Annotated in this window: 11 protein-coding genes and 2 pseudogenes; 12 read left to right on the plus strand and 1 reads right to left on the minus strand. The window is 67.3% G+C overall.

Annotated features, from left to right (window positions below; genetic code table 11):
• Positions 1-6: 6 nt before the first annotated feature.
• The 5 genes and pseudogenes from LGR69_RS26355 (at position 7) to LGR69_RS26375 (ending at position 4,955) form a co-directional block, all read left to right on the plus strand.
• Positions 7-1,248: a CaiB/BaiF CoA transferase family protein gene (locus tag LGR69_RS26355; RefSeq protein WP_230367894.1), complete on the plus strand. Its 1,242-nt coding sequence runs from the start codon at positions 7-9 to the stop codon at positions 1,246-1,248.
• The gene (locus LGR69_RS26360; RefSeq protein ID WP_230367895.1) at positions 1,245-2,048 is read left to right on the plus strand and encodes an enoyl-CoA hydratase/isomerase family protein; all 804 of its coding nucleotides are present in this window, start codon (positions 1,245-1,247) and stop codon (positions 2,046-2,048) included. The genes LGR69_RS26355 and LGR69_RS26360 overlap by 4 nt, the downstream gene beginning before the upstream one ends.
• 311 nt (positions 2,049-2,359) lie before the next feature.
• Complete coding sequence (locus tag LGR69_RS26365; RefSeq protein ID WP_230367896.1) at positions 2,360-3,187, plus strand: alpha/beta fold hydrolase; 828 nt, start codon at positions 2,360-2,362, stop codon at positions 3,185-3,187.
• Positions 3,188-3,366: 179 nt separating this feature from the next.
• Entirely contained in the window at positions 3,367-3,969 is a 603-nt protein-coding gene (locus LGR69_RS26370) for an amidohydrolase family protein (protein ID WP_230367897.1), read from the plus strand.
• A 257-nt stretch (positions 3,970-4,226) separates the two neighbouring features.
• Positions 4,227-4,955: pseudogene (locus LGR69_RS26375) on the plus strand (amidohydrolase family protein).
• A 263-nt stretch (positions 4,956-5,218) separates the two neighbouring features.
• Here the strand turns inward: LGR69_RS26375 and LGR69_RS26380 are convergent.
• Positions 5,219-5,899 (minus strand): FadR/GntR family transcriptional regulator, encoded by a 681-nt coding sequence (locus LGR69_RS26380; RefSeq protein ID WP_307355869.1) that lies wholly within the window; start codon positions 5,897-5,899, stop codon positions 5,219-5,221.
• A gap of 324 nt (positions 5,900-6,223) precedes the next feature.
• Here LGR69_RS26380 and LGR69_RS26385 point away from each other — a divergent pair, with 324 nt between their 5' ends.
• The 7 genes and pseudogenes from LGR69_RS26385 to LGR69_RS26415 all read left to right on the plus strand — a co-directional run.
• Positions 6,224-7,705 carry an FAD-binding oxidoreductase gene (locus LGR69_RS26385; RefSeq protein ID WP_230367899.1) on the plus strand — a complete coding sequence of 494 codons (1,482 nt, stop codon included), beginning with the start codon at positions 6,224-6,226 and terminating at the stop codon, positions 7,703-7,705.
• Between the two features lie 34 nt (positions 7,706-7,739).
• Entirely contained in the window at positions 7,740-9,071 is a 1,332-nt protein-coding gene (locus LGR69_RS26390) for an MFS transporter (protein ID WP_230367900.1), read from the plus strand.
• An 11-nt stretch (positions 9,072-9,082) separates the two neighbouring features.
• Positions 9,083-10,183 (plus strand): four-carbon acid sugar kinase family protein, encoded by a 1,101-nt coding sequence (locus LGR69_RS26395; protein ID WP_230367901.1) that lies wholly within the window; start codon positions 9,083-9,085, stop codon positions 10,181-10,183.
• Entirely contained in the window at positions 10,180-11,208 is a 1,029-nt protein-coding gene (gene pdxA / locus LGR69_RS26400) for a 4-hydroxythreonine-4-phosphate dehydrogenase PdxA (RefSeq protein ID WP_230367902.1), read from the plus strand. Before LGR69_RS26395 ends, pdxA begins: the two co-directional genes overlap by 4 nt.
• A gap of 8 nt (positions 11,209-11,216) precedes the next feature.
• Complete coding sequence (locus tag LGR69_RS26405) at positions 11,217-12,344, plus strand: iron-containing alcohol dehydrogenase (RefSeq protein ID WP_230367903.1); 1,128 nt, start codon at positions 11,217-11,219, stop codon at positions 12,342-12,344.
• 11 nt (positions 12,345-12,355) lie between these two features.
• The gene (locus LGR69_RS26410) at positions 12,356-13,246 is read left to right on the plus strand and encodes a dihydrodipicolinate synthase family protein (protein WP_230367904.1); all 891 of its coding nucleotides are present in this window, start codon (positions 12,356-12,358) and stop codon (positions 13,244-13,246) included.
• A gap of 142 nt (positions 13,247-13,388) precedes the next feature.
• A pseudogene (locus LGR69_RS26415) lies at positions 13,389-13,853 on the plus strand (SMP-30/gluconolactonase/LRE family protein); the annotation flags it as partial.
• Positions 13,854-13,913: the final 60 nt, after the last annotated feature.

The following is a 13,913-nucleotide window of genomic DNA, read 5'->3' on the forward strand; positions in this document are numbered from 1 at the left end:
CTGTGCGTGCCGGATCACTCCGCCGAGACGAACAAGGCCGGGCCGCTCGCGGGCGTGCGGGTCGTCGACCTGACCAGCGTGATCATGGGGCCCTCGGCGACGCACATCCTCGCCGATCTCGGAGCCGACGTGATCAAGATCGAGACGCCGGAGGGCGATTCCTTCCGGCATTACCGGCCGGCCCGGGGCACCGGGATGGGCGGCAACTTCCTGCACCTCAACCGCAACAAGCGCAGCGTCCGCCTCGACTTGAAGCGGGCGGCGGCGCGGGCCGCCCTCGACCGCCTGATCGCCACGGCCGACGTCTTCGTCCACTCGATGCGGCCCGACGCGATCCTGCGCCTGGGTTACGGCTACACGCGCGTGCGCGCGCTCAAGCCCGACATCGTCTTCTGCGGCGCCTACGGGTTCGGGGCTGACGGGCCCTACGCCCACAAGGCGGCCTACGACGACCTGATCCAGGCGGGCTCGGGCCTCGCGGCCCTGCAGACAACCGTCACCGGCCAGCCCGGCTACCTGCCCACGGTGCTGTGCGACAAGATCGCCGGTCAGGCCATCGCCTGCGCGATCCTCGCGGCCCTCTACGAGCGCCGGGCCGGGGGCGGCGGGCAGGCGGTCGAGGTGCCGATGTTCGAGACCATGGTGGAGTTCAACTTCGTCGAGCACATGGTCGGCTACGCCTTCGAGCCGCCGCTGGGGCCGCCGGGCTTCAACCGGGTGCTGAGCCCGAAGCGCAAGCCCTACCAGACCCGGGACGGCTACGCCTGCATCCTGCCCTATTCCGACCGGAACTGGCGCGACTTCTTCATCCATACCGGCCGGCTCGAGTTCGTGGACGATCCGCGCTTCGCGCCGCTCGCCGTGCGGGTGGAGAACATCGAGATCCTCTACGCGCTGGTCGAGGAGGAGGCGCCGCGCCGGACCACCGCCGAATGGGTGGCGTTCTGCGACTCGGTGAGCATCCCGTGCATGCCGGTCCTCGGTCTGGAGGATCTGCCGGAGGACGCGCACCTGAAGGCAGTGGGCTTCTTCGGCAGCGCCGAGCACCCGAGCGAGGGGCGTTACCGCACCATGCGCCGGCCGGTCTCGTTCAGCGGCAGCCGCTTCGCGATCCGCCGCCACGCCCCCCGGCATGGCGAGCACACCGCCGAGGTCCTGGCCGAGGCCGGGCTCGACCCGGCGGAGATCGCCGCCCTGATCGACACGCCGGACGATCCCGACACCGCGCCCCTGGAGGCTGCCCGATGAATGCCGAGACCAAGGCCCACGGCGGGGGCGAGGACCTGCTGTTCTCCGTCGCCGACGGGGTGGCGACCATCACGCTGAACCGGCCCGAGCGGAAGAACGCCTTCACCTTCCCGATGATCGAAGCCTGGACGGCGGCCCTGCAGCGCTGCCGCACCGACACAGCGATCCGCGTCGTCGTCGTGACCGGGGCGGGCTCGGCCTTCTGCAGCGGCGGCGACATCGTCGAGATGGGCGAGCGCCTCGACCAGCCGCCGGCCCGGCGTAAGGAGGAGCTCCACGGGCGGATCCAGCGCATTCCGCTGACGCTGGAAGATCTCGATAAGCCGGTGATCGCCGCCCTGAACGGGGTGGCCACCGGCGCGGGCCTCGACCTCGCCCTGATGTGCGACCTGCGCTACGCCGCCAAGAGCGCCCGCTTCGCCGAGACCTACGTGCGCGTCGGCCTGGTGCCGGGCGCGGGCGGCGCCCACTTCCTGCCCCGCCTCGTCGGGACCGCGAAGGCGCTGGAGCTGTTCTTCACCGGCGATTTCGTCGATGCCGACGAGGCCCTGCGGATCGGCCTCGTCAACGGCGTCCACGCCGACGCGGACCTGATGCCGGCCGTCGCGGCACTGGCGCGCAAGATCGCCAAGGCGCCGCCGCTGACCCTGAGCCTGATCAGGCGCGCGGTCTACCAGGGCATGCGCAACGACCTGCGCACCAACCTCGATCTGATCTCGTCGCACTACGCGGTCGTCACCGCGACGCCCGAGCATCGGGATGCGGTACGAGCCTTCATCGGCGGGCGCGACAAGCCATGAGGCGAACGGCTGATGCCTGGATGGAGCAGGAGAGAAAAATCATCGTCGCCGGCGCTCAGGGTGTCACCGGCGCGATCACCGCTACGGACTTCCTCCCGACCTTTATCGACTAGCTTTAGGCGGTAAGGCCGCTGGCGAGTGCAACGGCGTTATTTGCTGTGATCTTGTATGATCTCCTGTTCATCGCGGCGGTATCTGTCCCGACAACACTAGGACGGAATCTCGCCACAGTAGATGGGTTTTTCGCGCGATGGACTGCCTCTCCGGAGCAGCCCCGACGCACCTACACCAAGAGCGGATGAGAGGGCGCGTTGCCGAAGCTGCGGAATGATGGGCGCACCCTAGACTACGAGATCGTGGATTTTGTTCCGCCTTGGAACACGCGCGCGGGAACGATCATTTTCCATCATGGCGTCGGCGTAGACCGGCATCTATGGCGGCAGTGGATCCCAATCCTTGCGGGCGCCCACAGGATCATCCTTTTCGACATGTTCGGCTGGGGCGCGTTCCCAGCAACCGAGGACGAGAGGAGTTGGTCGGCGCCAAGCCGCGTTGACGACGTCCTCGCGTTGGCCGATGCCGTCAAGGCGAGGACTTTCCATCTCGTCGGGGAGTCGTACGGGGGCACGATCGCTCTCATGGTAGCCCTCCGCGCGCCCGGTCGTGTCGAGACACTCACGATCTCAAATGCGGCCCATGTGGGCTCTTCCATCGCTGCCACAGGCATTTGGGAGCGCCTTCTTAGCGAAGGCGGCGTGCAGGCGTGGTCAAATCATATGATGGAGCAGCGTTTCTTCCCGGACACGCTGCCGCCCGACATGGAGTTATGGTTTGCGGCTCAGCAGGCGGCTTGTGAGTCCGGCGCGATTCGAGAGACCTTGAAGGCCCTCGTTGCGGTCGACATCGCGGCGGAAGTATCTCGATTGTCCATGCCCGTGCTTCTACTACACCCCGATTCGAGCCCGTTTATCTCCGTGGCGCTGATGGCTGACCTGCATGGTCGGCTGCATAATTCAGAAATGCAGGTATTCGCGCACGCACGCCACGGCCTTCCGTTCTCTCACGGACGCGAATGCGCGACGGTATTGAAGCGCTTTCTCGATCGACATGCGAGTCTAGCGTCAGCCCAGGCAGACTAACGGCCGGCCATGACAGCTCAAGGCGCATGCTCGCCCTGGACTGTAAGATCAACGTCCGCGACGGACCAACCCGCTAGCTAATATAGAGTAACCATCCTTGAGCTGGTTCAGCGCCCCGCAACGGTGACGTGGGGTGGCATGTACGGCTTTGCACTGCTGTGGGTGTCCGTGGGTTCACAATGAGCCTGTTCATCGGCCTGCTGGCGTTCGTGAGCAGGCCAGAGCTTGAAGCGGAAACCAAAATCGGGGACGCAATCGGCATCCGCGGCGTGCGGTTCGGGACGCGCTTGCCGGGCGGTGCGCTGATCACCGACATGGTGCCGGTCGCCCTCAAGATCGCCGACCTCGGCTGGCACATTCAGCTGGTGTCCGACGGCGACAAGATCGTCGAGCTGGCCGACACCCTGAAGGGCATGCCGGTCCCGGTCGTGTTCGACCACATGGGCCACCTGCCGGAGCCTGCCGGGCCCGATCATCCGGGCTTCAAGGTCATCGCCGACCTGATCGAGAAGCACGGAGCCTGGGTGAAGCTCACCGGCGCCTACATCGCCTCGAAGGTTGAACCGCCAACCTACGCAGATCGCGGCCGCCTCGCCCGCGCCTACGTGCAGCTCGCCCCCGAGCGCCTCGTCTGGGGGACCGACTGGCCGCATCCAACCTCGCCTGCCGATGCCAAGCCTGACGATGCCGTGCTCCTCGACCTTCTAGCGAACTGGGCCCCGGACGAGGCGGTGCGAAACAGGATTCTCGTAGCCAACCCGGCCAAGCTCTACGATTTCTGAACGCGCTCGTACTCGCCGAGGGCCACAACGATGGATCAAGCCCCCGAACCCGTTGGAGCATCCTGAAGAGTGGCAGCGCTCTCACCCTCACCGCGGTCTAAAGCTTCCGTGGCCGTTCGGCAGCCGTCGGGGTCGACATCCCGTTCTCTACGGGAACGGAGCCGCCCTCGATCCGCGTGCCACCGGGTGCCTGCGACTGCCACATCCACATCCTGTCGACTCGCTTCTCGGCCTCGCCTCACTGGTAGGGTCAGCCGGTGCTGGACAGTGATGTCGCCGCCTACCGCCGCCTGCAGGCGCGCCTTGGGACGAGCCGGGTGGTGGTGACACCCTCGACCTACGGCACCGACAACCGCGCGACCCTCGACAGCGTGGCGCAGTTCGACTCCTCGGCCCGCGCGGTGGTGGTCGATCTCGACATCACCGATGCCGAACTCCGAGTGATGGCGGCACAGGGCGCGGTGGGCATCCGGGTGAACTTCGGCACGCCGCAATCCTGGGGCGCGACTACCGCCGAGCGTCTGGAGGCGATGGCCTGCAAGGTCCGGCCCCTCGGCCGGCACGTCCAGATCTACGCGACCGGCGAACAGATTGTGGGACTGGAGCCCGTGCTGCGGCGTCTGCCGACACCCCTCGTCATCGACCTCTTGGCGCGGCTCCCGCCGGTCTAGGGTGTGAGTCATCCCGCCTACGCCGTCGTGCGCCGGCTGCTCGACGGCTGCCGGACATGGATGAAGTCGTCGGGCGCCTACCTTAACACCGTGCTCGGACCGCCCACCTATGCCGATGCCACGACAGTCGCGAAGTCCTTCGCAACGGCCGTCCCGGAACGGATGGTCTGGGGCAGCGACTGGCCGCACAGGGGCGAGAAGCACATGCCCGACGACGCTCGGCTGCTGGATCTTCTGGCCGAATGGGTACCCGACGAACATGCACGAACGCAGGTTCTGGTCGACAATCCTGCAACGCTCTACGGCTTCAACTGAACGAAACTAGAGAAATTCTTGAGATGACAGCTTTCCAGCCTGTGTTCGTTTTCAGGAAATGCCTTAATCCTTTCGGATGACCGAAATGGTCGCAAGGCCGAATATCTGATCTTGCGAGCTCCGGAGATTTAGCGTGGCGTAGTATGGCCGATTGCAGCCCGTCCGCTTCGGAGAAGGTTTGCCGCAAAAGCGGACGAGCCCTTATGGACTCGGCTCGGGCATCTCACTCCATAGTATTGATCCGCTGGACAGGCGCCCTGAGTTCACAGCGAGAGGTCAAGCAAGCGTCCTTCGAAAAGGCGATCCCGCGATGTGCAGATATGCGCGGCCATAGAGTTGCGCGCCGCCTCGGCCTCACCATCCCGGATCGCACGGAAAATGGCTTCGTGCTCTTCGAGCACGCCTTTCAGGCCGGAACTCGGTCCGAGCAAAGACAGACCGTGGATCTTCATGCCGACCGCGACGTGAGAGCGCAGCGCCTGGAGCGAGGCCGCGTAATAATGATTGTTCGACGCCTCCGTGATCGCGTGGTGGAACGAGAAGTCGGCATCCTCCCGGTGCTGCTCCTGGCGCGTCGCCGCCGCGAGGAGGTCTAGGGCGGCCTCGATGGTCCTGAGTGCTGAATTGTCCCGCCGCAGCGCGGCATGGAAGGCAGCGTCGGGCTCGATGGTCAGGCGGAACTCGTAGCAGCGCTGGATGTCGGCGATGCTCTCCACCGGCGCGTATCCCAGAACCTGCTTCGCCTCAGCTGACCGGACGAAGCTTCCCGCACCGCGCCGGGACACAATGGTGCCTTCGCGCCTCAATCTATCGAGGGCGGAGCGCACCACAGGGCGCGAGACCCGGAACTGGCCTGCCAGATCATGCTCGCTCGGCAGACGATCATTCGGGGCGTAGGTACCGTCCGCCACGCCGGTGAGGAGCGCCCGGTAGACGGTATCCACCAGACTCGTCGGGCGAGGCGTTAGCGCCTCCGGTGCTGAGGCTAAGGGTGCTGTCACTGTCTAGCCGTTCCCGCACTGCCACAAGGGCAGCCCATCGGTTCGAGGAAGCTCCAATCTGCCATATCCCGGCGCCCCAGTCATCCAACTTGTAAAAGAGATGTAAGATTGCTGCGGACCCGCAAGGACCCGCTCCCAGCATCGGCTATCCGTAACTGCCATCTCGAAGCGTGCACTGGCTCCGTGAACCTGTCTGGAATTTGGCGGCCAAAACTCCTTGACCTGTTCTGTAAGGCCGCGTAATCGACTTACAACTCTATAACAGGTTTGACGCCGGGGCAGACCCTGGCTCAATGGGAGGTCGCCATGAGTGATGCTCAGGGCTTGATTGATCGCCTAGCCGCCATCGTCGGCCCGCGAAACGTGATCGGGCCGGAAGGCGACCTCGCCCCCTACATCACCGATTGGCGCGAGCGCTATCACGGCCACGCCGATGCAGTGGTGAAGCCAGGCAACGTCTCCGAGGTATCGCAGGTCGTCGCCCTCGCACAACGCGAGGGCATCGCTATCGTCCCACAGGGCGGCAATACCGGTCTATGTGGGGGCGCCACCCCAACGGCGCCGGGCCGCAACATCGTGATCCGGCTGGATCGGATGCGGGCGATCCGTGCGGTGAGCCCGCTCGCCAATACCATCACCGTCGAGGCCGGCTGCGTGCTGGCCGACATCCAGGCCGCGGCCGATGCGGCGGACCGCTACTTCCCCCTGAGCCTCGGGGCCGAGGGCTCCTGCCAGATCGGCGGCAACATCGGCACCAACGCGGGTGGCACGGCCGTCCTGCGCTACGGGCCGACGCGTGAACTGGTTCTCGGGATCGAGGCGGTGCTGCCGGACGGCCGGATCTTCGACGGCCTGCGCGCCCTGCGGAAGGACAATACCGGCTACGACCTGAAGCAGCTCTTCATCGGCGCGGAAGGCACGCTTGGCATCATCACGGGCGCCGTGCTCAAGCTTTTCGCCAAGCCACGTATCTCGGTCACCGCGCTGGCCATGCTGCCGGGCGTCGAGCAGGCGCTGGAGACCATGGCCCTGCTGCGCTCCCATGTCGGAGATCGGCTGGGCTCACTGGAGATCATGTCCCGGAGCCAGATCGAGGCAATCCGGGACCATGTTCCGGACACCGCGATCCCGTTCAGCCTGGACGCGCCCTGGTACCTGATCATCGAACTCACCGACACGCTGGCTGGCGCGGACCTCACGACGCCCCTTGAGACGGCACTGGGCGAGGCCCTGGAGAAGGAGTTGATCTCCGACGCGCTGGTCGCCTCCAGCGAGGCGCAGGCCAGGGCGATCTGGCGGGTTCGCCACAGCGTCTCGGAAGGCAACAAGCGCTCCGGCCTCGTCGTCTCCCACGACAGCGCCGTGCCGCTCGACCGGCAAGCTGCCTTCGCCGTCAAGGTCGAAAAGCGGATCCAAGAGGCGGTGCCGCACGCCCGCGTAGCAATGCACGGCCATATCGGCGACGGCAACATCCATGTCTGTGCGCTGATCGACCGCGCCAAAATCGCGGACAGCGCCGAGGCCGAGAGGCTTGTGGCGCTCATAAACGGCATCGTCGACGACGAAACGCGTCTCCAGCGTGGCGCGATCAGCGCCGAGCACGGCATCGGTCTGTCCAACCGAGGCCGTCTCGCCCGCGTGGCCGACCCGCTGGAACTCGACCTGATGCGCGCGATCAAGGGCGTCCTCGACCCCAGCGGGCTGATGAACCCGGGCAAGGTTCTGATGGACAAGGCCGAGCAGATCTGAAGCGCCGAACAACGATAAGACGGAGGAGCACGCCGTGACGGGACAGACATCGCTTCCGCTGCCGAAGCAGCGCTGGCTCATCGTGCTGATGTGCTTTCTGGCAGTCGCCATCAACTACATCGACCGCGCCAACCTCGGCGTCGCCGTGCCGATGATCCAAAAGGAGTATGGGATCGATCCGGCTCTGATGGGCCTAATCTTGTCAGCCTTCTTCTGGTCCTACGTGCTGATGCAGCTGCCAGGCGGCTGGCTGATCGACAAGTTCGGCTCGCGCCTGACCTACACGGTCGCCACGCTGATCATGTCGGTGGCGACGCTGGCCACAGCCTTCGCGGGCGGTGTCGCCTCGCTTATAGCCTGCCGCATGGTGCTGGGGATCGGCGAAGCGTTCTGCTACCCCGTGAACGCCAAGGTTACGTCTCTATGGTTCCGCCGCTCCGAGCGCGGCCTCGCCACCGGCATCTGGGCTTCCGGCTCCCGCGTCGGCTCGGCCATGACCCTGCCGCTCGTAGCTTTCCTCATCGCCAATTTCGGCTGGCGCGAGGCCTTCCTCGTCACCGGCAGCATCGGCGTCGTGTGGATGGTGGTGTGGTATCTCGTCTACCGCGATCCGAAGAACCATTCCGCCGTTTCGGCCGAGCAGCTCGCCGTCCTTGAGGCCGATTATGCCGTGAAGGCCGGCGTCAAGAAGATCCGCTACGCCGAACTGTTCCGCTACCGGACGATCTGGGGGATGATGATCGGGTTCTTCTGCCTGAACTTCGTCATCTACTTCTACACCACGTGGTTTCCATCCTACCTCACCGAGTCCCGTGGCTTCTCGCTGGCCAAGCTCGGCACGCTTGGGCTGCTGCCCGGCCTCGTTGCGATCCCGGCAGGCTGGCTTGGCGGCTACCTTTCCGACCGCCTGTTCAAGGGGGGCTGGAGCCTTACCGCCGCCCGCAAGACCTGCCTCGTCGGCGGCCTGCTCGCCTCCTCCATTGTGGCGCTGGCTCCTCTCGTTCCGGGCGACGCGGCGGCCCTGACCCTGCTGGCGATCTCGTATTCTGGTCTCGCCTTCGCCGGCGCAAACATCTGGACGCTGCCGGGCGACGTCGCTCCGACGCCGGCCCATGTCGCCTCGATCTCCGGCATCCAGAACTTCGCCTCGAATATCGCGGGTATCGCGCTCACTACCTTCACCGGCGTGATGGTCTCGATCACCAAGGGATCCTTCGTGGTTCCCCTGGCGGTGGCGGGCACGCTCAGCATCGTCGGCGCCTGCTCGTACCTGTTCATCGTCGGCGAGATCGCGCCGCTGAAGAGCCGTGACGACGAGGCCGAGGGCGAAGTCCTGGCTGCTGGCGCCAACCCCTCTAAGGCCTGACGCAGGGCCCGATGCCGACCCTGCGCCTCATCGCCGACGATCTGACCGGGACGCTGGACACGGCGGCCGGGCTCACTGGCCTCTGTGGCACCATCCCGGTCGTGTGGCCGGAGATCCTGCCAGATCGTGCATCGGGGTCGCTGGCCGTCGATTCCGGAACGCGCGAGCGCGGACCGGAGGAGGCCGTGCGGATCACGGGCGGCCTCCTCCCCCTGCTTGACGGTGCGGACATCGCCTTCAAGAAGCTCGATAGCCTCTTGCGCGGTCCCTGGGCGGTTGAGCTCGCAGCCACGGTGAAGGCGGGGGGCTGGCAGCGCTGCATCGTGGCTCCGGCCTTCCCCTACCAGGGTCGGGTGACGGTGGAGAGCCGGCAGCAGGCAAGGCAGGCCGATGATTGGCTCCCGGTCTCGGCCGACATCGCGCAGGCCCTGTGCGAGGCCGGTCTCCCCGCCCGCCGGGCGTCGGTGAAGGACGGGTCCGTGGACGGCGTCGCCGTCTACGATGCCCGGACGGACGAAGACCTCGCCGCCATCGCGGCCCTGCCGGCGAGCGGCCCGGTCCTGTGGTGCGGCAGCGGCGGCCTTGCCGCCGCCCTGGCCAGGGGGACGAAGCGACCAGGCGATACACGCCTGGAAGGCCCGGTGCTCGGCTTGTTCGGCTCCGACCGGGATGAGACTGAGGTGCAGCTCGCGGCCTGCGGCGCCCTGCGGCTTATTCTACCGCACAGGGCGAGGCATCCGGATCTGATCATGGACCGCTTGGCCCGGGACGGGGCGGTGCTCGCGAGCCTCGAACTGCCCCACGGCACGACCCGCGAGGCTGCCAGCGGCCAGATCGGGAGCGCGTTCGCAAGACTGACTGAAGGCATCCCTCGGCCGGGGACCCTTCTCGTCGCCGGAGGCGAGACGCTCAAGGCACTCTGCCTGGGCCTGTCCGTCGATTGCTTCGACGTGACCGGGGAGATCGCACCCGGCCTTCCACGCTCGACGCTCCGCGGCGGCCGCTGGGATGGGCTCGCGGTGGTGTCGAAATCGGGCGCCTTCGGCGCGCCCGGCGTCTGGCGCGACCTCCTTCACCAGAACGGCTTCCCGCACGACAGGAGCGGCACGTGACCCAACACCTGGCCATCACCATGGGCGATCCGGCCGGCATCGGCCCGGAGATCATCGTCAAGGCCGCGGCCCGCCTGAAGGACCGGATCGCCGCGGGCGACCTGCGCCTGATGGTCATCGGCAGCGCCCCGGCCCTGCGCCGCGCCGAGGCCGCGCTGAAGCTCCTGCCGGAGCAGATCCCCGAGGTCGCCGAGGACGGCGACTGGCCGGCCCTGTGCTGCCTCCAGGCGGATGCCGAGGGCGCGCCGATCGAGCCGGGCCGGCTCTCGGCCGATGGGGGGCGCTTCGCCTACAAGGCGATCGAGGCCGGGGTGCGCCTCGCCATGGCCGGCAGGATCGGCGGCATCGTCACGGCGCCGCTCAACAAGGAGGCGCTCAACAAGGCCGGCTACCATTATGCCGGCCACACCGAGATGCTGGCGGAGCTGACCGGCGTGCGCGGCTCGGTGATGATGCTGGCCCACGGCAACATGCGGGTCTCCCACGTCACCACCCACGTGGCGCTGGAGGACGTGCCGAAGCGCCTGACCCCGGAGCGCCTGCGCCTCGTCATCGACCTCACCGACAAGGCCCTCAAGGGGCTCGGCCTCGCGAAGCCCAAGATCGCCGTGGCGGCGCTCAACCCCCATGCCGGCGAGGGCGGCCTGTTCGGGCGCCAGGACATCGATGTCGGCACCCCGGTGATCGAGACGGCCAACGCCGACGGGCTCGACATCCACGGGCCGGTGCCGGGCGACACCGTGTTCGTGAAGCTGCGCGCCGGCCAGTACGATGCGGTGATCGCCATGTACCACGATCAGGGGCACATCCCGGTGAAGCTCCTCGGCTTCGAGATCGACCCGGCGACCGGCAAGTGGATGGATCTGTCGGGGGTGAACATCACCCTGGGCCTGCCGATCATCCGCACCTCGGTCGATCACGGCACCGCCTTCGACATCGCCGGCACGGGCATCGCCAACGAGCGCAGCCTGATCGAGGCGATCGAGTTCGCTGAGCGCCTGGCCGCCAACCGCCAAGCCGCTTGAGGATCGCCATGGACATCGCCGCACCAATCGACCTCATCCGGCCGCAGGAGATCGCCTTCGGCGCGGGCACGCTGTCTCGCGTCGCCCGGTTCGCCGCTGAGCGCGGTTACCGACGTCCTCTCGTGGTGGCAGATGCGTTCAACGCTAGCCGGGTAGACCTGCTCGGGCTGCCGGGCGAGGTGGCCGTATTCGGCTCTGTGAAGCCCGAGCCGGATATCCCAAACCTCGAGGCCGCCCTGGCGCTCGCGGAGGAGGTTCGGCCCGATCTCGTCGTCGGCTTTGGCGGCGGCAGCGCCATGGACCTCGCCAAGCTCGTCGCGGTCCTGCCGGGCAGCGGCCAGAGCTTGCGGGACGTGGTCGGGCCAGAGAAGGTCGCGGGCCGCCAAACCGGCCTCGTGCAGGTCCCGACCACCGCTGGAACTGGCAGCGAGGCCGGCACCCGCTCCCTCGTCACCGATCCGGATGCGCAGGCCAAGCTCGCGGTGCAGAGCCGCCACATGTTGGCCGACCTCTCGGTGATCGACCCCGACCTAACCATGACCGTGCCGGCTGCCGTGACCGCCGCGACGGGCGTCGATGCCATGGCCCATTGCGTCGAGGCTTTCACCAGCCGCAAATCGCATCCGACGATCGACCTCTACGCGCTCGAAGGCACCCGCCTCGTCGGGCGCTACCTCCCCCGGGCGGTGGCCGATGGCTCCGACCGCGAGGCGCGCGCCGGGCTGGCGCTTGCCTCGCTCTACGGCGGCTTCTGTCTCGGGCCGGTGAACACCACGGCGGGCCATGCGGTGGCCTATCCGCTCGGCACCCGACACCACATCGCCCACGGACTCGCCTGCGCGGCGATTTTCCCGCACACGCTGGCCTTCAACGCCCCCGCCGTCCCGGAGAGGACGAAGCTTGTGCTTGAAGCTCTAGGCGCCCCGGCCAGCGCCGACGAAGCCGCCGTGCGCGAGCATGCCACCCGCTTCTGCGCCGACCTCGGCCTGGAGCTGCGCCTGTCGCGTATCGGCCTGCCGGAGGGTGATCTGGAGGAGATGGCGAGCGAAGCCCACGCTATCCGCCGGCTCCTCGACAACAACCCGCGCGACATGAGCCGCGCCGACATCCTCGCGCTCTACCGAGCCGCCTACTGAAGGCCCCCGCGATGACTACCACCGCCCTTTACCCCCGCGGCGTGTTCTGCGCCGCCGCCACGCCGCTGACGGCCGATTACGCGCCCGATCACGGGCTGTTCGTGGCCCATGCCAAGCGACTGATCGCCCAGGGCTGCGACGGCGTCGCGCTGCTCGGCACGACTGGCGAGGCGAACTCGTTGTCGCTCTCTCAGCGCAAGGCGCTGCTGGAGGCCAGCGTCGAGGGCGGCGTCGGCCCGGAGAAGCTCATGCCCGGCACGGGCGTCGCGGCGATTTCAGAGACGATCGACCTGACCCGGCACGCCCTTTCTCACGGCGTGACCAGCGTGGTGATGCTGCCGCCGTTCTACTACAAGGGTGTCACCGATGACGGCCTGTTCGCGGCCTATTCGGAGGTGATCGAGCGGATCGGCGATGCGCGGCTTCGGGTCGTGCTCTACCACATCCCGCAGGTCTCGGGCGTGCCGATCTCCCACGACCTGATCGAGGGGCTGCGGGCGCGCTACCCGGAGACCGTGACCGGCATCAAGGACTCGTCCGGCGACCTCGCCAATCACCTGGCGATGATCGACCGCTTCCCCGGCTTCGCGGTGCTAACCGGTGCCGACCCGCTGCTGCTGCCTCTGCTGCCGAAGGGCGTCGCGGGCTGCATCACCGCCACGTCGAATCTCTGTGCGGCCGATCTCGCCTTCGTCTACCGCAACTATGCCAATCCGGCACAGGCGGACGCCGTCGCCGCGGCGCAGGCCCGCGTGGTTGCCGAGCGCGAGCGCACGGTGGGACCCCGTCAGATGGCTTCGATCAAGGCGCTGCTGGCGAAGGCCACGGGCGAAGAGGGCTGGCTGCGCCTCTGCCCGCCGCTGATGGCACTGTCGGAGGAAGAGCGGCGCGCGTTGCTGTGAGCCTGATCAGGGCATCCTGGGCATGAATGGACAGGGAGACGGGACGGTGACGACATCCACACGCCGAGGCTTCGCAACGCTTGCGGTCGGAGCCGCCTCGCTCCTAGCCACCTGGCCAACGGCCGCGCGCTGGGACGACACGGTGCGCTACCCCGACCCGGCCTTCGAGATCCTCGACCCGAGCTTCGCCCGCTACCGGTTGGACGCCGGCGGGGTGGAGCGGCTCTGGACCGGGGCCCGCTGGAGCGAGGGACCCGTCTGGATGGCAGACCAGCGCTGCCTGATCTGGTCGGATATTCCGAACGACCGCACCCTGCGCTGGCACGAGACCACCGGTATGGTCGATGAGTCCCGGAAACCGGCTGGCTATCCGAATGGTCACACCCGCGACCGCCAGGGCCGGCTGCTCACCTGCGAGCATGGTGGCCGGCGGGTGACGCGGCTCGAACCGGACGGCAACACCACCGTCATCGCCGACCGCTACGACGGCAAGCGGCTGAATTCGCCCAACGACATTGTCTGCAAGTCTGACGGATCGATCTGGTTCACAGACCCGCCGTTCGGCATCCTCGGCAATTACGAGGGCGACGCCGCTCCTCAGGATTTGCCGACTGATACCAAGTCTCTTTGAGCCGGACTCACGCTGGGTAGCGGTGCGGAAGGGGCT

It is taken from the genome of Methylobacterium brachiatum (assembly GCF_020523825.1).
In the GTDB taxonomy this organism is placed as follows: Bacteria; Pseudomonadota; Alphaproteobacteria; order Rhizobiales; family Beijerinckiaceae; genus Methylobacterium; species Methylobacterium brachiatum.

Coding starts and splice junctions, on each gene's coding strand:
- LGR69_RS26370 (WP_230367897.1), top strand. CDS start 3,367: ATGAGCCTGTTCATCGGCCTGCTGGCGTTCGTGAGCAGGCCAGAGCTT.
- LGR69_RS26410 (WP_230367904.1), top strand. CDS start 12,356: ATGACTACCACCGCCCTTTACCCCCGCGGCGTGTTCTGCGCCGCCGCC.
- LGR69_RS26360 (WP_230367895.1), top strand. CDS start 1,245: ATGAATGCCGAGACCAAGGCCCACGGCGGGGGCGAGGACCTGCTGTTC.
- LGR69_RS26395 (WP_230367901.1), top strand. CDS start 9,083: ATGCCGACCCTGCGCCTCATCGCCGACGATCTGACCGGGACGCTGGAC.
- LGR69_RS26405 (WP_230367903.1), top strand. CDS start 11,217: ATGGACATCGCCGCACCAATCGACCTCATCCGGCCGCAGGAGATCGCC.